The sequence below is a fragment of the Parasutterella muris genome, assembly GCF_009767915.1.
Classification (GTDB): Bacteria; Pseudomonadota; Gammaproteobacteria; order Burkholderiales; family Burkholderiaceae_F; genus Parasutterella; species Parasutterella muris.
This window is the reverse complement of the sequence record NZ_WSRP01000006.1, coordinates 53,884-72,829: the sequence shown is the minus strand read 5'-3', so window position 1 is coordinate 72,829 and position 18,946 is coordinate 53,884. Positions and strand designations below refer to the sequence as shown.

Here is an 18,946-nt window from a genome sequence, read left to right as displayed (position 1 = left end):
AATATCTCTTGTAAAAAAACGCACCGAAGACCGTTAAACCCCTCAGTCGCCTTCGTCTCAAAGAAACACGGCTTTTTGTCTGCCCGGGGGTGCTTGCCCGCTAATTTTTCAATCCGAGAGGATTCGAGCTCCAAAGTCCGCTCTGATTGGCGGACTGCTGCGGTTCAGCCTCAGGCTGCTTTGCGCTGCCGGCACTGAACGGCTGAGAAAGAAACGGCGCCGCTTCAGGCTTCTTCTCCGCCTCTTTCGGGACCAGGGCCGGCTGATCCGGATCCTCAATGCCGGTCGCGATCAAACTGACTCGAAGCGTATCGCCGAGACTGTCGTCAAAAAAGAGACCGCCTTTTACAATCGCGTCAGGATCGGCAAAATTCTGAGCCGTTTCCATCGCGGCTCGGTATTCCGATGCGCGAACAGAGGTCGACGCGAAAACATTAAGAAGCAGACCCTTTGCGCCGCGCATTCTGACGCTGTCAAGCAGCGGCGCGGAAATCGCCTGAGACGCCGCAATCACCGCTCGATCCGCTCCTGAGGCTTCGCCGTAACCGATCAGCGCTTTTCCTTTGCAGCTCATGACGGTTTTGATGTCTCTGAAGTCAACGTTCATCATGCCGCAGTTTTGGATCATTTCCGTCACGCTCGAGCAGGCGTTGTATAAAACTTCGTCAGCCTTCTCAAAACAGTCTTTCAGCGAGGCATCCTCTCCAAGCGTCTCTTCCAGACGATCATTCAAAACAACAATCAGACTGTCTACCCGATCTTTGAGCTGCTCCAGCCCCTTTTCCGCAATCCTCATGCGCCTTGAGCCTTCAAAACTGAAGGGCTTGGTCACAATCGCAACCGTCAGAATGCCCATCTCGCGGGCGACTTCGGCAATGACCGGAGAGGCCCCGGTTCCGGTGCCTCCACCCATGCCCGCCGTCAGAAACAGCATGTCGGCTCCGTCGAGCATCTTGGCGATCACAACGCGTGCTTCATTGGCGCACTGAAAACCGACTTCCGGTTTGGTACCGGCGCCAAGTCCGCTCGAACCTAAGGGCAGCTTATAAGCAGCCAAGGACTTGTTTAATGCTTGTATGTCCGTATTGGCTGCGATGAAGGTGATGTCCGCCCCGCTCATCCTATTCACCATAGTGTTCAGAGCGTTTCCGCCGGCGCCTCCGACGCCGATGACCTTAATGACGGTCTCATGCATCTGCTGTCCCAGAGAATCTGTGTCTTCCTCAATAAACGGCATGATTATTTACTCTTTGACGGCTTTAGAGCCGGATTAAAAATCGTTAGAAATTACCTAAAAACCACGTTTTAAGATATTCCGCCGCAGTCTTAAGTTTGCCTTTGCTGCGAATACGGGACCCTTGAGTCAGAACCTTGCGGTTCAAGTCATACAAATAGCCCATGACGGCTGCGTGCTGCGGCGTCGAATAGCCCGTAAGCTGAGACGGAAGCACAGCGGTCGAATAGTCCTCCGGAGCAAAAAACTCTCCGGTTTCAAAGCTGATCAGCGGCCGACCGATTCGAACATTGATGTCTCTTCCGGCCAAGTGCATGCTGAACACTTCTTTAGCCATTCGGTCAATCCCCGGCAGGCAGGCGCCGCCGCCCGTCAGCACAACACCGTGACTGAGCTGATTGTGCAGACCTTTGTCTCGGATCTTGTAATAGATGTTCTCAAACATATCCTGAATCCTCGGGTTGATAATGTCCGAGAAGGCCTGCTTGGTCAGCACTCTGCCCTTTCCCTGACCCAGACCCGGGTAGGCCGGCATCACAAACGAGCCGTCCACATCCTTTGTAGGATCAAACTTCACCTGTCCGAGACGATGCTTGAGCTCTTCAGCCGATTCGTTGGACAGCTGAGTCTTAATCGCGACTTCGTCCGTGATGGTCTGACCGCCGAAAGGAGCGACAGAGGTGTACTGAACCACACCGTTCGAAAATACCGCGACATCCGTCAAATCCGCGCCGATATCGATCAGCGCGACACCTAAATTCTTTTCCTCCGGAGAAAGCAGCGCCGAGGCAGCCGCAAGCGGATTAAAGCAAAGCTGGCTGTCGATCAGCTCAAGCCCCGCGCGTCGAATCGCCTTATTTAAGTTAACGCAGGGACCCGACTGAGCGGTGATCATGTGCAGCTTGGCTTCGAGCTTTTTGCCTTCCATGCCGAGCGGAGAAACAATGCCCCAGTTAAAATCGACCGCGTATTCGAGCGGAATCACGTCAAGATAACGCATCGAAGGCGCAAGAGGACCCTCCTGCGAGTTCTCTATCAGCTGATCAATATCCCGCTGTTCAATCTCGTTTGATTTAATAATCAGCTGCTGCGTCACATTGTCGGTGCGGATATGAATTCCTGAAATTCCCGCCACAACATTGCGGATATTGGTCTGCGCAGTCTGCGAGGCTTCGTCCACCGCGGCGCGGATCGATTCCACCGCGCCCTGAATATCTACGACAGTTCCCTCTCGAATGCCGTGGCTCTGACACTCTCCGAGCCCCTCAATTCTGAAGGAAGTGGGGCTGATCGAAGACGCGACTGCGCATACGACTTTCGACGATCCTACGTCCAATCCGACCAATAAATCTTTTGAATTATCTGCCATCCTTACTCTCTCCGGGGAGGTGTTCCATATCCTCATCTGTTTCCTGCTCCGCCGCGGGTTTCACAACCGCCACGCCCTTGGCGTAGCGTGCGTCCATCTCAAGCGGCTCGCCTCCTAGACGATCTTTCAGCCTGGGCAGATTGAGAATGACTTCTTTTAATTTTTCGTCCAATGCTTCCGGGCTGTCGCCCTCTTTCAGTGTTAGTTTAAGGGCCTTTCCGTCAGGCCGCTTAAATCTGACGATCCAGCCGCCGAAATCTTCCAAGTCCAAAGAAACGACGCGATAGCCGTACTGCTCACATACCGCTTCAAACCTGCGGTACTGATCATAAATCCTCATCCGCTTCTGCTCGGGTCCGTTAATCCTGGGCAGCTGCCCGTTCGGATCCGCCACATCGGGATTCGCGACAAAAATCGTACCATCCTTGGCGAGCAGCTTCCCGTCTCCCCAGATGGCAATCGGCTCATGCAGCACCAGCTCTATCTGAAGACTGTTCGGCCACTCCCGAACAATTGCGACATCTTTGACCCAAGGGATATCCTTCAGACTCGCCGCGGCGCTCCCCAAACTTGCCGTAAAGTAATTCCCGCGCAAATTTCCTTTGAGCGCCTGAGCGACCTCCTCAACCGAAACAGCTTCCCTATTGCCTTCAATAACCACATCCACATGACGCAGCAAAAATACCGGCCTTTGAATAAACCAAAAGGTCGCGGCGGAAAGCAGCAGCGCGATTAAAACCACGCTGAGGGTATCCGCAAAGAACGACAGGGTCCCGGCACTAATGCGCTTCATCCCTAACCCTTAAGTGAAGCACCCGCGGCGACAAGTTTCACGAGTTCGCCGTAAGAGATGCCTTCCGTGCGCGCAGCAAGCGGCACCAGAGAGTGCGGCGTCATGCCGGGGGCTGTGTTGATTTCAAGCAGCGCAAAGGAGCCGTCCTCGCGAAGCATGACATCGATACGGCTCCAGCCTGAGGCACGTACCAGATTGGCGGCCTTCACCACTGCGTCCTGAATCTCTTTTGTCTTTTCTGAGGAGATTTCCGCCGGACAAACGTAAACCGTTTCATCCGAGTAATACTTGTGCTCAAAGTCGTAATCGCCTTTAGGCGCCTTGATCTCAATAATCGGCATTGCTTCAAGGCCTCTGCCTTCACCTTTATCGAGTACGCCAACTGTCAGCTCGCGTCCTTCAACAAATTCTTCTGTGAGCACCTGCATGCCGGTTTCAGCCGCTTTGCTGTATGCGTCCTCAACCGCGGCAAGATCCGCGTTCTTCAGCTTATAAAGTCCAATGCTCGAGCCTTCTTTGTTCGGCTTAATGACTAAATTCGATCCGAGATTTTTCAGCGCGAGCGCGCAGTCGGCTCGGTTTGAAAGAATCATGCCGCGCGGAACCGGAACGCCCGCGCTCGCCCAGACGAGTTTCGTCATGTTCTTGTCAATCGAAATCGCGCTCGAGAGCACGCCGCTGCCGGTATAGGGCAGCTTCATATATTCGAGAACGCCCTGGAAAATACCGTCCTCTCCGCCCTTGCCGTGCAGAATCATGAACACTCTGTCGGGCTTCATCTCCGCCAGACGCTCAAGGCTTTCCTCTTTCGGATCAAATTTGACCGCGTCAACGCCTTCCTCGATTAAAGCGTTATAGACGCCGCTGCCGCTCATAAGGGAGACTTCTCTTTCTCCGGAAGTGCCACCGAGAACGACCGCGACCTTACCTAAACTTTTCGGATCAATATTTCTCATTTGTTAACCTTTTTCTTCATCAGCCTTGCGGGCAACTCACCAATGTTTCCGGCGCCGATGGCAAGCAGCACATCTCCGTCACGAACATTGTTGTCAATCAGCTCCAGAGCCTCTTCGTTGTCATTGGCAAACATCGGCTCCACTTTTCCGGTGAGACGAATCGCGCGGCACAGACTGCGGCTGTCCGCTCCGATAATTCTTTCTTCCCCGGCCGGGTAAACGGATTCAAGAACCAGAGCGTCGGCTTTGGAAAGCACGCGCACCAGATCCTCAAAACAGTCCCGAGTTCTGGAGTAGCGATGAGGCTGAAACGCCACAAAGAGACGTCTGCCCGGGTATGCGCCTCTGGCCGCCGCAATCGTGGCAGCCATTTCGGTCGGATGGTGACCGTAATCGTCAACAACCGTAAAGCGGTTTCCCTTGGATGATTCCGCTTCGCCCCAAACAGAAAAGCGACGGCCGACACCGGTAAATTCCTTGAGCGCCTCTTTGACCACTTCAAGACTGATGTCAAGCGTCAGCGCAACGCCAATCGCGGCAAGCGCGTTCAGAACGTTGTGCTCGCCGGGTAGATTGACGGTGAACTCTTCAGCTTCAAACCCGTCACGCTCCAGCGTAAAGACCATACTCGTCCCTTCTGCGCGAATATTCGTCGCGCGAATCTGCGCTTCGGGCCGAAAACCGTACGTCAGAACCGGCTTGGAAATGTTGGGCAGAATCGAGCGCACATTCTCGCTCTCAATACACATCACGGCTCTGCCATAAAAAGGCAGACGCATCACGAAATCCGTAAAGGCTTTCTTCAGCTCGCCCAAATCGTGATGGTAAGTATCCATGTGATCCTGATCAATGTTGGTGACAACGGAAATGACAGGATTCAGATTCAAAAATGATGCGTCGGATTCGTCGGCCTCGGCAACAATATAGGCGCCCTGACCAAGCTTGGCGTTGGAGCCGGCCGCGTTAAGTCTTCCGCCAATCACAAAGGTCGGATCCATGCCGGCTTTGCTCAGAATACTGGTGATCAGAGATGTCGTTGTGGTCTTGCCATGGGTGCCCGCGATCGCGATGCCCTGACGAAGACGCATCAGTTCGGCAAGCATGATGGCTCTGGGGACCACCGGAATATTGCGTTTTTTTGCCTCGACGACTTCGGGGTTTTCCGCGTGAACCGCGGTGGAAGTCACCACCACGCCGGCGTCACCGACATTTTCAGCCTGATGCCCGATATAAATCTCGGCGCCAAGCGAGCGCAAATGTTCAATTGCGGCGTTCTCTTTCAGATCTGAGCCTGAAACGGTATATCCGAGATTAATCATCACCTCGGCGATCCCGTTCATTCCGGTTCCGCCGATTCCGACGAAGTGCATTTTCTTGACGGAAAATTTCACTTTGCTTCCTTTCTAGCAATGTATTCAATAAAATCCGCGACGGTTTCCGCCGCCTGCGGTTTGCCGAGACGTTTGGCCTTCTCTGCCATGCTCAGCAGTTTTTCGCGATTCAATCCGCAAAGGATGTCCTTTAGCTTCTGCGGCTGCAGCTCACTCTGCGGCAGATAAATCGCCGCTCCCGCCTGCTGCATATATTCGGCGTTGCCAACCTGATGCGATGTGGTCTTAGTCACAAGCGGCACCAAAATAGAAGGCACGCCCGCGGCGGTCAGCTCGCTCACGGAGATCGCGCCGGCCCGCGCAATCACCGCGTCTGCCTGCTGATACGCTTTAGCCATGTCGTCAATAAACGGTACCACTTCAGCTTCAACCCCAAGCTCCTTATAGAGCGCCTTCACCGATTCAACCGCCTTGATGCCGCACTGATGCACAATATTAGGCCGCTCCTCGGGCGGGATCATGGCAATCGCCGGTGGTATCCGCTCGTTAAAGACCTGCGCGCCCAGAGAGCCGCCGAAGACAAGCAGATTCAGTCTGCCGGTTCTGCCCGCATATCGCTCCTGAGGCTCGGGAATGTTCAGAATTTCCTGACGAACCGGGTTGCCGCTCACGACGCCTCGATCTCCCGCAAGCTTCGCCGCTTTGCCGTCGAACCCGCACATGATACCCGCGGCATTGCCCTGAACCATCTTGATACTCAGGAGCGGATCCGCGTCACTGTTCATCAAAACATACGGAACGCCCTTGAGACCTGCGGCAAGACAAACCGGAACCGCAATATAGCCGCCCGTCGAAAAAACGACATCGGCATTTTCCCCGCTCAGGATCGTACGGCTTTTGCCAATACACGAAAGCAGCTTGAAGCCGCCAAAGAGCATTGTCTTCAGACCCTTGCCGCGCAGCCCTTGGAAATCGAACGCGTGAAATGGAATCCCGTAGCGCTCAACTAAGCGCCGCTCCATCCCTTTTTCCGTTCCGATCCAGGAAACGGTCCAGCCGCGGGAACGCAGTATTTTAGCTACCGCAATGCCGGGCATGACATGACCGCCGGTGCCGGCAGCCGCAATGACGAGATGTTTGCTCATATCTTTCCTCCCTGCATTGTCACCTTGTTTTCATAGTCGACGCGAAGCAGAATCGCGACCGCCGCTGTGCACGACAAAAGCGCGGACCCGCCGAAGCTGACAAAGGGCAGCGTCAGGCCCTTAGTCGGAAGCAGACCGCTTGCGACGCCAACGTTAATAAAGGTTTGAATACCGAACCAAATCGCGATGCCTTGAGCCACAAGTCCTGAGAAAAAGTGCTCCAGATGAATCGCCTGTCTTCCGATTTCAATCGCACGGCGAACAATCCAGAAGAAGAGGCACAAAATAACGACCACGCCGACAAAGCCCAGCTCCTCACCAATAATCGCAAGAATAAAGTCGGTATGCGCCTCAGGCAAATAATGCTGTTTTTCGATCGCGTCGCCGAGACCGACGCCAAAGGCTTCTCCTCGTCCGAAAGCAATCAGCGAGTGCGAAAGCTGATAAGCCTTTCCCTGGGCATTGGAGATTTCCCAAGGATCCAGATATGCGAAGAAACGAGCCGCGCGCCAACTGGCCGCCATGATCATGGTCGCGATCAGCACAAAGCCGCCGATCAGGATTGAGAAGAAAATCCAAATGCTAATGCCGCCGAGGAAAAGAATGCCCATCGAAATAGCAAGCATCATGAAGTAAGCACCGAGGTCTGGTTCCTTCAAAACAAGAAACCCGACCAAGACCATGACGAGCAGCAGCGGAAGAAAGCCCTTTTTAATACTGTGCATGTAGTTAATCTTGCGCACAGTAAAGTCCGCGGCGTAAAGCAGCACCGCGATCTTCATGACCTCGGTCACCTGAAGATTCAGAATTCCCAGCGGAATCCAGCGGGATGCGCCGTTAATTTTTCGGCCGACCCCCGGCACAAATACGGCGATGAGCAACAGAACGCCCAGACAAAACAGAACTGGCGCGCACCTTCTCCAAACTTTCATCGGAATGTGCCAGCAGACATAACCGCAGATCAGCGCTGCGGCAAGAGAAATCATGTGGCGAATAAAGAAGTGCGTCTCCGTCGTCGCATACTTCGGCGAATCGGAAAGAGAGACGGACGCGGAAAAAACCATCAGAGAACCGATAACCATCAGCGAGAAAACGGCAAATAAAATACCGTAATCGGTCGATATCGGACCGATTCTGTGCTCGGTGTCGTAGGTTATGATCCCGACACTGCTGTCGCCGATTCGGGTAGCGATCTCATCGCGATCCTTCTCTTTTCTTCTCAGCACAACTGTCCTTCCTCACGAGCGATTTCTTCAGCGGCCACGACAAACTGACGAGACCGATCCGCATAATCTTTAAACATATCCCAGCTTGCGCATGCGGGTGACAAAAGAATTGTGTCACCGGCCTGAGCGAAACCTCTGCACAGACGCACCGCTTCTTCCATGTTTTTGGCGTGCGCCTTTTTAAGTTCGGGCGTATCAATCGCTTTTTCAATCTGAGCGGCGTCCCGGCCGATAAAGACGGCCGCTTTGGCGTGCTCGGCGATTGCCTCTTTAAGCGGAGCGAAATCCTGGCCTTTCCCATCGCCGCCAAGAATAATGACAACTTTTCCCCGACCGAATCCCTTCAGTGCGGCAGCCGTCGCACCGACATTCGTGCCCTTGGAGTCGTCCACATAATCAATGCCGGAGGAGCTCAGCATCAGCTGCACGCGGTGCGGCTCTCCCTTGTAGTCTCGAAGCGCGCGTAAAATCGCCGCCTCGTCAATGCCGGGCGCGGCCGTCAGCGCGGATGCCGCAAGCGCGTTCATCGCGTTGTGCCGTCCGCGGATTCTTAAAGCGTTGACAGGAATCATCAGAGTCGGCTTTACCGAATCCTGACAGGCGCAAAGCCATTCAATCGCGCCCACAGTGCTGATACCGTATTCACCGAGCGCTTTGGGCTCATCGGCGCCAAACGTGCGGACCAGCGAGCGGTCAACGCCCTCGGCGGACAGCATGGAAAGCGGATCCTCACGGTTGAGCACGCGTACAGTATCCTCTGAGAAGATTTTTCTCTTGGCTGCCGCGTATTTCTCCATAGAGCCGTGCCAGTCAAGATGATCTTCCGTGACATTTAAAAGCGCCGCGCTGTCGCAGTGCAGACTTGAAGTCGTCTCCAGCTGGAAACTCGAGAGCTCAAGCACCCAGTACTCCGGCAATTTGTTCTCTTTCAGTAGACGGTCCAATTCGCCGAGCGCGTTGGGGCCGACGTTGCCCGCGAAACAGACACTCTTTGCGGCCTCCTCGACAATATGGGCGCAGAGCATGGTTGTTGTCGTCTTTCCGTTTGTCCCGGTAATCGCGATGATCTTCGGACGGTATCCGCGGAAATGACGAAGACGAATCAGCTCCCGAGCAAAAAGCTCGATCTCCCCGACCACCTCAATGCCTTTGTCTTTGGCCGCGCGAATAAATGGCGCAAAGGACGAATACTCGGGAGAGAGGCCCGGAGAAATCACGACCAGATCTGTTTTGTCGATCAGGCGTTCATTCAAGTCCGTGCCGACATACTCAAGTGCGGGTATTTCTTTCTTCAGCTCTTCCAATCCCGGAGGATTTGTCCGGGTGTCGGCCGCGCACACGCGCCAGCCGCGGGAGGCTAAAAACCGCAGGGCTGTTTTGCCGGAAGCCCCGACACCGAGAATTACCGCTGTACGCTTTGTATCCATGACACTACCTGATCTTGAGAGAAGACAATCCGATAAGTACGAGCACGATCGTAATAATCCAGAAGCGGACCACTACTTGTGTCTCTTTCCACCCCTTCATCTCGAAGTGGTGATGAATCGGCGTCATTAAAAAAATTCGTTTGCCGTGCGTCATCTTGAAATAGCCGACCTGCAGGATCACGGAGACGGTCTCCATGACAAAAACGCCGCCCATGATGAAGAGCACAAGCTCTTGGCGCGTAATGATCGCCATCGTCCCCAGAGCGCCGCCCAAGGCGAGCGCGCCGACGTCGCCCATAAAGACCTGCGCCGGGTAGGCGTTGTACCAGAGAAAGCCCAAGCCCGCCCCAATCAGCGCGGCTCCGACCACCACCACTTCTCCGGCGCCCGGAACATACGGGAAATTCAAATAAGAGGCATAGTCAACGCGCCCGACGACATAAGCAAATATGCCAAGCGCGATACCGACGAGCGCGCTCGGCAGAATCGCCAATCCATCCAAACCGTCTGTCAGGTTGACCGCGTTGCTGGTTCCGACAATCACAAAGTAGCTCAGAACAATAAAGCCCCAAATTCCGATCGGCAGAGACACGCCTTTGAGGAAAGGAATCAAAAGACCGCTCCTTTCCGGGAGCGGTATCGATGTAAAACCGCTCGAAACCCAATCCAGCACGAGACGCCAGATATGGTCATTGCCCGGAGCGGCGACCGCAAAAGCGAGGTAAACCGAAGCCGTGATACCGATGAGTGACTGCCAGAAATACTTCTCTCTTGAACTCATGCCTTCCGGATTGTGATGAACCACTTTGCGGTAGTCGTCACTCCAGCCGACCGCGCCTAAACTCAGCGTCACGAAAAGCACCACCCACACAAATCGGTTGGTTAAATCCATCCATAAAAGCGTGGAAGCGCCCACAGCAATCAAAATCAGGATGCCGCCCATTGTCGGCGTTCCGTCCTTGACTAAATGCGACTTCGGACCGTATGAGCGAACCGCCTGACCGATTTTGAGAAGTTTCAGTTCACGAATAACTTTCGGCCCGAGCAGCAGTCCGATAAAGAACGCGGTCAGCGCGGCAAAGACGGCTCTGAAAGTCAGATAGTTAAAAACTCTGAGCCAGCCCCAGCCAAGGGTCTCGTTCATCCATTGCGTCAGTGCAAGCAGCATAATTAAGCACCTTCCTTCTTCGGCGGATTCTGACGAATACGGTCCGCCAGCTGATAAAGCTTCATAAAGTTCGACGCCTTAAAGAGAACCACGCAGGGTTCTTTGACAATCTCCTCGCGTAGTCCTTCTTCAAGCTCTTCAATTGAGTCAAAGTGACGGGTACCTTCTCCGTACCCTTCTGCGGCGTCCATCATGCGGTTGCCGACACAGAAGAAATGCGCGATACCCACGTTCCGAACCACCTCTCCGAGCTCCTTATGGAACTGCGGACTCTGCGCGCCAAGCTCGCCCATGTCGCCCGCGACAAAGATCTTTTTCTGCGGATACTGACTAAGCAGCCGGACCGCAGCCAGCATGGAATCCGGATTGGCGTTGTAGCTGTCATCGATCAGCACGGTTCCGTCCTCAAGGACACAGCTTTCACCTCTGTGGCGAACCGGCTCGAATTTTTCCAGCCCGTTCTTGATATCGACTAGATCACGCCCAAGCGCAAACAGAACCGCCGAAGCATTCACCGCGTTCATGAAGTTATGCGCGCCTCTCACTTTCAGCTTGATGCTGATTCGGCCGACCGGCGTAACGAGCAAAAATTCGTCTTCACTTTTCGGAATGGCGTAAACATCGCTGTCTTCCGTTCCGAACGTGACCACGCGATGATTGCCCGCCATCTTTCGCCATTCAATCGCAAAGGGGTCGGTCGCATTAATGACGGCGACTCCCTGTCTTGGCAGCTGGGCAAAAACTTCGCCGTTTTCCTTGGCGGTTTCTGAAAGCGAGGCAAGAAACTCCTGATGGTCCCGCATCGTGTTTGTGACCGTGCCGATAGTCGGAGAGACCGCCTGAACAAGCGGCTTCATTTCTCCGATGTGATTCATGCCGACTTCAAACGCGGCGATCTCATGCTCTTTGCGCAGACGCCAGAGCATCAGAGGAACGCCTAAGTCATTGTTGAGGTTTCCTTCGGTACCGACCCAAGTTCCGGGTTCGTATCGATTCTTCAGAATCGAGAGAATCATCTGCGTCGTCGTGGTTTTTCCGTTGGAGCCGGCGACCGCGATAACAGGAATATTAAAGCGCTGACGCCATCCCGCGGCAGACTTCAGCAGAGCGGCTCGAGTATCCTTCACCAGCAGCTGAGGGATGCTGACCGGCACATAATGGTCAACCACGGCCGCTGCCGCGCCCGCGTCTGCCGCGTTCTGCACATACTCGTGGCCGTCATTTTCGCCTTTAATCGCGAAAAAAAGTCCGTTCGGCTCGATTTTGCGCGAGTCAAAATGTACGGATGAAAACTTCACCGCAGGCGAGCCGCGCAAACTCTCTTTGGCGCCGAGCATCTCGGCAAGCTCGCCTATCGTCATTAATGCTTCATTCATGCTTTTTCCTAAATTCCATCATTGCGCTGCGGGCTTGTTCCGCATCGGAGAAATGGTGCTTGACACCCTGTATCTCCTGGTAATCCTCATGCCCTTTCCCGGCTATCAGGATCACATCGTCGGAAGATGAGCTGCGGACGGCCTCTCGTATGGCCTCTGCTCGATCCTCAATCATCCGATACGGCTTTACCGCGCCCGCACAGACCTCACGCAAAATAAGCATCGGGTCTTCGCTTCGCGGATTGTCGCTCGTAAAAAACATTTCATCGGCTTCGCATGCCGCGCGTCCCATCAGAGGACGCTTTCCGCTGTCGCGATCGCCGCCGGCGCCGACAACAATCTTCAGTCTGCCGCCTCTGACCTCCGCAAGCTCTCTCAATGCGGCAAGCGCCTTGAGAATCGCGTCCGGCGTATGGGAATAATCCACCGCCGCAAGCAGGCCGTCTTCCGCGGTGACCGTCTGCATTCGGCCGGCAGGCGGATTTAAGTTCTGAGCCGTTTCACAGACAAGCTCAAAATCAAAACCGCTCAAAATACAGGGGGCCGCCGCGCACAAAAAGTTCTCGATATTAAATGTTCCGAGAAGGCGTGTCGTGACGTGCTTCACGCGTCCTTCAAACACCAAATCAAAGCTCAGTCCTTCACGCGCATGGCGGACATTGCAGGCCGTCAAATCATATTTCGCTTCCTGCGAGATGCCGACGGAGAAAACTTTGACTCCGGAGCGAAGCGCGGCCTGCGCCATACGTTCAGAAGCAGGATCACCAAAGTTGATCACAGCATACTCAAGCCCAGGCCAGCTAAAGAGAATTTCCTTAGCTTCGGCGTAGTGCTCCATATCGCCGTGGTAATCCAGGTGGTCTCGGGTTAAATTGGTGAAGATGCCGACCTTGAAAGCGGCTCCTCTGAGACGCCCCTGTTCAAGGCCGATGGAACTTGCCTCGATCGCAAACGCCTCACAGCCTCTGTCTCTTAACTCGGCAAACAATTTCTGTACCGTGAGCGGATCGGGTGTCGTCATTGCCACCGACGGCAGAGGCTCTCCCTGACAGGTGCAGCCGAGCGTTCCGATGCATCCGGACGGTTTGCCAAGCTTTGTAAAAAGCTCGGAAATCCAGTTAGCCGTTGTCGTTTTGCCGTTCGTTCCGGTGACCGCGCACCCGTACATCGCCTGACTTGGGTTTCCGTAGTAATCGGAAGCGATTGCGCCACATTTTTTGTATAAGTCACAAACCTCAGTAAACGGGATCTCGGCCTTGAAGTGAGCAACGGATTCGACAACCGCGCAGCTCGCCCCGAGCTCGGCCGCCTTAGCAACAAACTTGCGGCCGTCGGTGTGCGTGCCGCAAACCGCGAAGAACACGTCCCCGGGCTGAATGCGGCGGCTGTCTAAATACAACGAGGCCTTCGGCCCCGCTTTTTCTTTAATCCACTTTGAGACTTCTGCTTCTTCAACCATTTTCTTTTCCTGCTGAAACGGGTTTGACAGCGCCGATCTGACGTTTCTTATCCTTCTTTTCCGCTACTTTCGGCGCGCCTTTTGAGCCCGTTTTGGCCTGAGCGGTTTTAACTTTTCCTGTCGGTTTTCCGATCGCCACTGCAAAATCCTCGGGACGATCCGGAATAACGCCCATCAAATGCATCGTTTTTGAAACCATTTCCGAGAAGAGCGGAGCCGCGGCGGTAGAGCCGTAGTGCTTTCCCTTCATCGGTTCGTCAACCATGATGCCGACAACGATCTTCGGATCGTGCGCCGGAGCGTAACCCGCAAATCCGGCGACATATTTTTTGACGTAGAGACCGCCTTCAACCTTGTACGCGGTGCCGGTTTTGCCTGCGGCTGTATATCCCTTGACTCGGGCACGCACGCCGGTACCGCCCTTTTCCACAACGGTCGCGAGCATCTTACGCATTTCCTGAGTCGTTTTCGGACTGAAAACCTGCTGCGGCTCTTTGCTCTCCCGATTCTTATAGATGGAAAGCTCGATCATGTCTCCGTTGCGCGCGAACGCGGTGTATGCGCGGACCTGCTGCAGAAGAGACACTGTGACGCCATGTCCGTAGGACATCGTAGCCTGCTCAATCGGCTTCCAGCTCTTTGGCGGACGAAGTCTGCCTGCGACCGCGCCCGGAAATCCGATATGCGGCGCATGACCGAATCCGAGTTTGTCGTAGTAGTTCCACATAGTCTGCGGCGGCATCAGCAGCGCGATCTTAGACGTTCCGATATTGCTTGACTGCTGAATAATTCCCGATACCGTCAGCTCTTTGCTGTAATGCGAGTCGCCGATTGAGTGTCGTCCGAAGGACATGGATCGACCGATTTGGAACAGAGTGTTCGGCGTGACCTTCTTCTCTTCGAGACCCGCCGCGACAGAGAACGGCTTCATTGTTGAACCCGGCTCATAGGTATCGACGATCGCGCGGTTGCGGACACCGGCGCGCGTAATCTTAGAGCGGGAGTTCGGGTCAAAGCTCGGATAGTTGGCGAGCGCCAGAATATCGCCCGTCTTCGGATCGGCGATCACGATCGCACCGCCCTTTGCCTGGAGCGCGGTGACTTGACGCGCAAGTGCCTCATAGGCCATGGTCTGCAGTCTCGAATCGATGGTAAGCATGATGTCTTCGCCGTTTTGCGGCTCTTTAATCCATGCATCCTCGATAATTCGTCCGAGACGGTCCTTGAGCACGCGGCGTGAGCCGGCCGTCCCGGCCAAGCGTTTTTCAGCCGCCAATTCAATTCCCTCGATACCGTTGCCTTCCAGACCGGTCAAACCGACAATCTGAGCCGCGGACTCGCCGTCCGGATAGCTGCGCAGAAATTCGCGTGTCGAGTGCAGCCCCGGAATTTTCATTGCGAGAAGACGGTCTGCGACATCAAGCGGGACCTGACGTTTGATATACACAAAAGTTCGCTTGGAATTGATTTTCTTCGTGAGTTCCGAGAGCGGGACCCCTAAGGTTTTGCTGAGCTCTTTCTTTTGCTCGGCCGTAATCTTCACATCCTGAGGGATGATCCACAATGCTTTTGCCGGAACGCTCGTCGCAAGTACCGAGCCGTTTCTATCCAAGATCAGACCGCGGCGGGCAGGCACCTCGATCGTTCTCTGAAAGCGCATCGCGCCCTGCTTCTGCAGGAACTCCGTGTTAAATCCGAGCTGGAGATATGCCAGTCGGGCGCCCAGTACTAAAAAAAGCGACAGCAGAACAAAGTGCAGGAACTTGCTTCGGCCGGGCGGAATTCGCAGGCGCAGGAGATCCTTGACGCTGTCATCATTGCCGCGTCTTTCTTCGGTGGGCAGAAAGATGTTGTCCCACAGATCCCTGAACCATTGAGTAATTTTCACCGGCCGCCTCCTTTATGCTCGGACGAGCCGTGTTCCAAAATCACGACCTGTTCGTTGGTGACCGGCGCCAATCCTTTTTCCTTGGCCTTGGTTTCTATCTGTCGGCTCTGCTCAAGTGTTGAGACTTCAAGGCGCAGACGGGCCTCTTCATCTCTGAGCGAATGATGAATCTGCTGTTCGCGCTCAAGCTCAATGAAAAGCCTGCGCGCGTTGTGACGGTTGTCCACAACCATAAAGCCGCAGACAAACAGAGTGAGCTCCAGAAGGACGATCACAAAGATCAAAAACTTAAACTCTTTCATCTTCAGACGCCTCCCTCGGGCCAAGGAGCTTCCGTTCTGACGGCAAAGCGAAGCACTGAACTTCGGGTGCGCGGATTCTCCTCGCATTCTTCCTTGGACGGAAGGACGCGTTTGGGGCGCTCAAAGAGCGGTGCGGGCATTTGCTCGGGAAGCAGCGGCAGCCTCGGATCAAGTTTGGATGCGGGGTTGTGCGCCGCCTCAAAGAAACGCTTTACGATTCTGTCTTCGAGCGAATGAAACGAAATGACCGCGAGCACACCTTCGGGATTCAGCAGAGAACCAGCCGCTTCCAAAGCTTCGCGAAGCTGTGTGAGTTCCTGATTCACCTGAATGCGTATCGCCTGGAAGATACGTGTCGCAGGGTGCTGTCCTAAATCCTTTTTATTTCTTGGCAAAGCCTGCGCAATGATGTCGGCAAGCTGCTTTGTGGTTTCAATCGGTTTTGCGTCTCGAGCGGCCGCAATCGCTCGGGCCGCTTTGGTTGCGAATTTCTCCTCGCCGTATTCCTTAAATACGCGGGTCATTTCTCCGACATCGGCTTTTGCGATCCATTCAGCCGCGGTCTGACCGCTCGATGTGTCCATACGCATGTCCAAAGGACCGTCAAAGCGGAACGAAAAGCCGCGCTCCGGATCATCGATCTGAGGGCTCGAGACTCCGATATCTAAAAACACGCCGTCCACACGTTCAACGCCAATCTTGGCAAGTTCCTCTTTCATCTGCGCAAAAGGCGCATGGATAATAGAAAACCGTTCATCAGCGATCTCTCTTGCCGCCTCAACCGCCTGCGGGTCCCTGTCAAATGCGATCAGCCGGCCTTTGCTGCTAAGCTTTTCGAGAATCAGGCGCGAGTGTCCGCCTCGACCGAAAGTCCCGTCGATATACACTCCATCCGGCTGCGTCACCAAAGCGTCCGGAGATTCCTTTGCCAGAACAGGCTGATGCTTAAACTCCTTTAACTGCACGATTTCGCTGACTCTTTAAAAATTAAAAGCGGCAGTAATCGCAGACATATCCTCGTTCAGAGCCTGCTTCTCGCACTGCTCCAGCTTTTCAGCATCCCAAAGCTCAAAATGAGAACCCAACCCGACAAGCACGATCTCTTTTGACAAACCGCAGACCGAACGAAGTTCGGAAGGCACCAGAAGGCGCCCGCTCGCATCCATATCCACGTCAACGGCACTGCCCATTACAATGCGCTGGAAGAAACGGGCCCCGTAAGGCAGCGCCAGAAGTTCTTTCTTTTTCTGCTCCCAAATCGGTCTGGGATACAGCAGCACGCAGCCGTCCGGATGGCGGGTAAATGTCATTTGTCCGGCGCACAGCTCGGCCAGTGTCTTCCGAAAACGAGAAGGCACAGACAGACGCCCTTTTGCGTCAAGAGAGAGGTGTGGCGAGCCTTGGAACACGAGAAAATTCGTCTAAATTAACTGCAAATATGTAAGCATAATTTTAGCCACTTTTTCCCACTTTTCTCCACTTATTGGAGACCTAAGCCCAAACTGGATTTTCCTCGCCTAATTAATGAGAAGGAATGAGACGAATTAAAGAGTGAAGAGAGCGCGAAGTCCGTCTATAAGCCGGATTCTGTTCAGCGTTGAAAAACGCCTTGGCGGTCATTCATCTAGTCCCAAAGTCACCCTTGGGATCGAGCCATCTACCCGCAGCCTCGCCGGACAGGGTCAGCAGCTGCCTATTTGATGTTGCTCCGTGTAGAGATTGCTCGTTTCACCCGAACTAAATCGGCTCGTCTCTGTAGCTCTAATCCTCGCCTTGCGGCGGAGAGGCGTTACCTCCTACACCGTCCTATGGAGTCCGGACTTTCCTCCGAGGTCTTTCTCCCCTGCGATCGCCTGACAGACTTCGCGCGCAGGACACTTTAGAGACCTTTTGTTTTTTTTGCAACCAGTTTGTCAATAAATAAACACTCAAAATGCTTTCCACCGGCTGAAAAAACGAGTTGATACGCTTTTTTTTATTAGAATTATCAAAGCTTGTGACCCCATAAATAACTGCATTACTAAATGCCTGAACTGAAAAATAAAATTTCTAACTATCTTTTCGGCGCTTTATTGGCGGGTGTAGTTTTTCCCGCAGGCGCTGCAGACCGTTCTGTCTGGGACGCGATTCTGGATACGCTCCCTGCGGGCGTCCTGTCAGCAGAGGACAGAACCGACAGCTACGTCTCGGACAGCTGGAGCGGATTTAAGAAGATCTTCTTTGAAGGCACCGATGGCCTCATTCTGCCTGCCTATACCATTCACCCGGGCTGGGCCTATAAGACACCAAAACGCCGCAACGAAAACGGCTATACCTGGGGCGGCGGCGTCACACGGAATTTCATTGATGGTCGCGGCAACCGTAGAATTGTTTACGCGATGGCGTTTTCCGATTCGCACAGCAACATCGAGCCGTTCCTCGGTTACGGATGGCTCTCAAGATGGCGGCTCGGAAATTCGGACTTCTACGCTGAAGCCGGCTACACTCTCGGCATTACCGCCCGCGGTGACTATAAGTGGATCCCGTTCCCGGCCCCGCTGCCGCTCCTCGGTTTTGGTACCGACGCTTTTTCTATCTACGGCACGTATGTTCCGTTCAGCAACATCTTTTTTTTCTTTGCCAACTACGCGACCGACGCCAAGGGAAACAAGAGTCTGGATTTCTCGAGCAACAATCTGCTCTCCAACCGTTTCCTGATTTATGCGGGCGGCGGCTATCAGAAAAACGACATGAAGGGAATGCCGCATAACGCGACAACCACTTCCGAAGGCGCCTACAGCGGCGGTATCAGATTCTTTGTAACGCCGCATTGGGCACTCGACTTCGGCATTACACAGTCGGCAGAGCAAAAGGTGCGCTCTCAGGGACGCCAAATCGGCAGCTTCAAGCTCAGAGGCTACCAGCTCACCGCTCAGTACCATATGCAGGCTTCCGATTCCGTCAAGCTCTATGCGGGCATCGGCGCCGGCTATTTCCGACTTCAGGGTTCTAAATTTGAAGCAGGAACCAGCTACCACAAAGGAGATTTCTCTCCCGTGGTGCAGGCGGGCGGCACTTACGCTATCACTAAGAACCTGCATATCACCGGCGGTGTGGACTTAGCGTTCCCGCGCTATGAAACACACACGGCGGATTCTTCCTACTCAATGAGGCCCTCGCCCGCGACATTCAAAATTGCGGTCGGTCTGGCCTTCTAAAGTTTTTTTAAGGATATCTTTATCTTTTTCATTTAGGATAGCGTCCACACAAGGACGCTATTTTTTATTTAATCA

General features: G+C 54.1%; 16 protein-coding genes and 1 other RNA gene. 1 reads left to right on the top strand and 16 read right to left on the bottom strand.

Features of this window, described 5'->3' with window-relative positions:
• Positions 1 to 100 precede the first annotated feature (100 nt).
• The 16 genes from ftsZ to rnpB form a co-directional block, all read right to left on the bottom strand.
• Positions 101 to 1,237, bottom strand: coding sequence for a cell division protein FtsZ (gene ftsZ, locus E5987_RS03050; RefSeq protein ID WP_237178704.1), 1,137 nt, complete (start codon positions 1,235 to 1,237; stop codon positions 101 to 103).
• A 43-nt stretch (positions 1,238 to 1,280) separates the two neighbouring features.
• Positions 1,281 to 2,603 carry a cell division protein FtsA gene (ftsA, locus tag E5987_RS03045; RefSeq protein ID WP_160334614.1) on the bottom strand — a complete coding sequence of 441 codons (1,323 nt, stop codon included), beginning with the start codon at positions 2,601 to 2,603 and terminating at the stop codon, positions 1,281 to 1,283.
• Positions 2,593 to 3,396, bottom strand: coding sequence for a cell division protein FtsQ/DivIB (locus E5987_RS03040; RefSeq protein WP_160334613.1), 804 nt, complete (start codon positions 3,394 to 3,396; stop codon positions 2,593 to 2,595). The genes ftsA and E5987_RS03040 overlap by 11 nt, the downstream gene beginning before the upstream one ends.
• A gap of 2 nt (positions 3,397 to 3,398) precedes the next feature.
• Positions 3,399 to 4,352: a D-alanine--D-alanine ligase gene (locus E5987_RS03035; protein WP_160334612.1), complete on the bottom strand. Its 954-nt coding sequence runs from the start codon at positions 4,350 to 4,352 to the stop codon at positions 3,399 to 3,401.
• Entirely contained in the window at positions 4,349 to 5,743 is a 1,395-nt protein-coding gene (gene murC / locus E5987_RS03030) for a UDP-N-acetylmuramate--L-alanine ligase (protein ID WP_160334611.1), read from the bottom strand. Before murC ends, E5987_RS03035 begins: the two co-directional genes overlap by 4 nt.
• Positions 5,740 to 6,828, bottom strand: a complete 1,089-nt coding sequence (gene murG / locus E5987_RS03025) for an undecaprenyldiphospho-muramoylpentapeptide beta-N-acetylglucosaminyltransferase (protein ID WP_160334610.1) — start codon at positions 6,826 to 6,828, stop codon at positions 5,740 to 5,742. The genes murC and murG overlap by 4 nt, the downstream gene beginning before the upstream one ends.
• Entirely contained in the window at positions 6,825 to 8,054 is a 1,230-nt protein-coding gene (gene ftsW / locus E5987_RS03020) for a putative lipid II flippase FtsW (protein ID WP_160334609.1), read from the bottom strand. Before ftsW ends, murG begins: the two co-directional genes overlap by 4 nt.
• On the bottom strand, positions 8,048 to 9,481 hold the full coding sequence (murD, locus tag E5987_RS03015) for a UDP-N-acetylmuramoyl-L-alanine--D-glutamate ligase (RefSeq protein ID WP_160334608.1): 1,434 nt from the start codon (positions 9,479 to 9,481) through the stop codon (positions 8,048 to 8,050). The genes ftsW and murD overlap by 7 nt, the downstream gene beginning before the upstream one ends.
• Positions 9,482 to 9,485: 4 nt before the next feature.
• Positions 9,486 to 10,649, bottom strand: coding sequence for a phospho-N-acetylmuramoyl-pentapeptide-transferase (gene mraY, locus E5987_RS03010; RefSeq protein WP_160334607.1), 1,164 nt, complete (start codon positions 10,647 to 10,649; stop codon positions 9,486 to 9,488).
• 2 nt (positions 10,650 to 10,651) lie between these two features.
• Positions 10,652 to 12,025 (bottom strand): UDP-N-acetylmuramoyl-tripeptide--D-alanyl-D-alanine ligase, encoded by a 1,374-nt coding sequence (locus E5987_RS03005; protein ID WP_160334606.1) that lies wholly within the window; start codon positions 12,023 to 12,025, stop codon positions 10,652 to 10,654.
• On the bottom strand, positions 12,018 to 13,484 hold the full coding sequence (locus tag E5987_RS03000; RefSeq protein WP_160334605.1) for a UDP-N-acetylmuramoyl-L-alanyl-D-glutamate--2,6-diaminopimelate ligase: 1,467 nt from the start codon (positions 13,482 to 13,484) through the stop codon (positions 12,018 to 12,020). Before E5987_RS03000 ends, E5987_RS03005 begins: the two co-directional genes overlap by 8 nt.
• Positions 13,477 to 15,372, bottom strand: a complete 1,896-nt coding sequence (locus E5987_RS02995; RefSeq protein WP_160334604.1) for a peptidoglycan D,D-transpeptidase FtsI family protein — start codon at positions 15,370 to 15,372, stop codon at positions 13,477 to 13,479. The genes E5987_RS03000 and E5987_RS02995 overlap by 8 nt, the downstream gene beginning before the upstream one ends.
• Positions 15,369 to 15,674: a cell division protein FtsL gene (ftsL, locus tag E5987_RS02990; RefSeq protein WP_160334603.1), complete on the bottom strand. Its 306-nt coding sequence runs from the start codon at positions 15,672 to 15,674 to the stop codon at positions 15,369 to 15,371. Before ftsL ends, E5987_RS02995 begins: the two co-directional genes overlap by 4 nt.
• 2 nt (positions 15,675 to 15,676) lie before the next feature.
• The gene (gene rsmH, locus E5987_RS02985) at positions 15,677 to 16,639 is read right to left on the bottom strand and encodes a 16S rRNA (cytosine(1402)-N(4))-methyltransferase RsmH (RefSeq protein WP_160334602.1); all 963 of its coding nucleotides are present in this window, start codon (positions 16,637 to 16,639) and stop codon (positions 15,677 to 15,679) included.
• Positions 16,640 to 16,654: 15 nt separating this feature from the next.
• The gene (gene mraZ / locus E5987_RS02980) at positions 16,655 to 17,083 is read right to left on the bottom strand and encodes a division/cell wall cluster transcriptional repressor MraZ (protein ID WP_160334601.1); all 429 of its coding nucleotides are present in this window, start codon (positions 17,081 to 17,083) and stop codon (positions 16,655 to 16,657) included.
• A gap of 151 nt (positions 17,084 to 17,234) precedes the next feature.
• Positions 17,235 to 17,539: RNase P RNA component class A (rnpB, locus tag E5987_RS02975), an RNA gene on the bottom strand.
• Positions 17,540 to 17,698: 159 nt separating this feature from the next.
• Here rnpB and E5987_RS02970 point away from each other — a divergent pair.
• Entirely contained in the window at positions 17,699 to 18,871 is a 1,173-nt protein-coding gene (locus E5987_RS02970) for an outer membrane beta-barrel protein (protein ID WP_160334600.1), read from the top strand.
• The last annotated feature ends 75 nt before the right edge of the window (positions 18,872 to 18,946 follow it).

Bases quoted from the DNA above. Each gene is read 5' to 3' on its own strand.
- E5987_RS03040 (WP_160334613.1), bottom strand. From the start codon at position 3,396: ATGAAGCGCATTAGTGCCGGGACCCTGTCGTTCTTTGCGGATACCCTC.
- murD (WP_160334608.1), bottom strand. From the start codon at position 9,481: ATGGATACAAAGCGTACAGCGGTAATTCTCGGTGTCGGGGCTTCCGGC.
- mraY (WP_160334607.1), bottom strand. From the start codon at position 10,649: ATGCTGCTTGCACTGACGCAATGGATGAACGAGACCCTTGGCTGGGGC.
- murG (WP_160334610.1), bottom strand. From the start codon at position 6,828: ATGAGCAAACATCTCGTCATTGCGGCTGCCGGCACCGGCGGTCATGTC.
- E5987_RS03035 (WP_160334612.1), bottom strand. From the start codon at position 4,352: ATGAGAAATATTGATCCGAAAAGTTTAGGTAAGGTCGCGGTCGTTCTC.
- ftsA (WP_160334614.1), bottom strand. From the start codon at position 2,603: ATGGCAGATAATTCAAAAGATTTATTGGTCGGATTGGACGTAGGATCG.
- E5987_RS03005 (WP_160334606.1), bottom strand. From the start codon at position 12,025: ATGAATGAAGCATTAATGACGATAGGCGAGCTTGCCGAGATGCTCGGC.
- ftsZ (WP_237178704.1), bottom strand. From the start codon at position 1,237: ATGCCGTTTATTGAGGAAGACACAGATTCTCTGGGACAGCAGATGCAT.
- ftsL (WP_160334603.1), bottom strand. From the start codon at position 15,674: ATGAAAGAGTTTAAGTTTTTGATCTTTGTGATCGTCCTTCTGGAGCTC.
- E5987_RS03000 (WP_160334605.1), bottom strand. From the start codon at position 13,484: ATGGTTGAAGAAGCAGAAGTCTCAAAGTGGATTAAAGAAAAAGCGGGG.
- E5987_RS02970 (WP_160334600.1), top strand. From the start codon at position 17,699: ATGCCTGAACTGAAAAATAAAATTTCTAACTATCTTTTCGGCGCTTTA.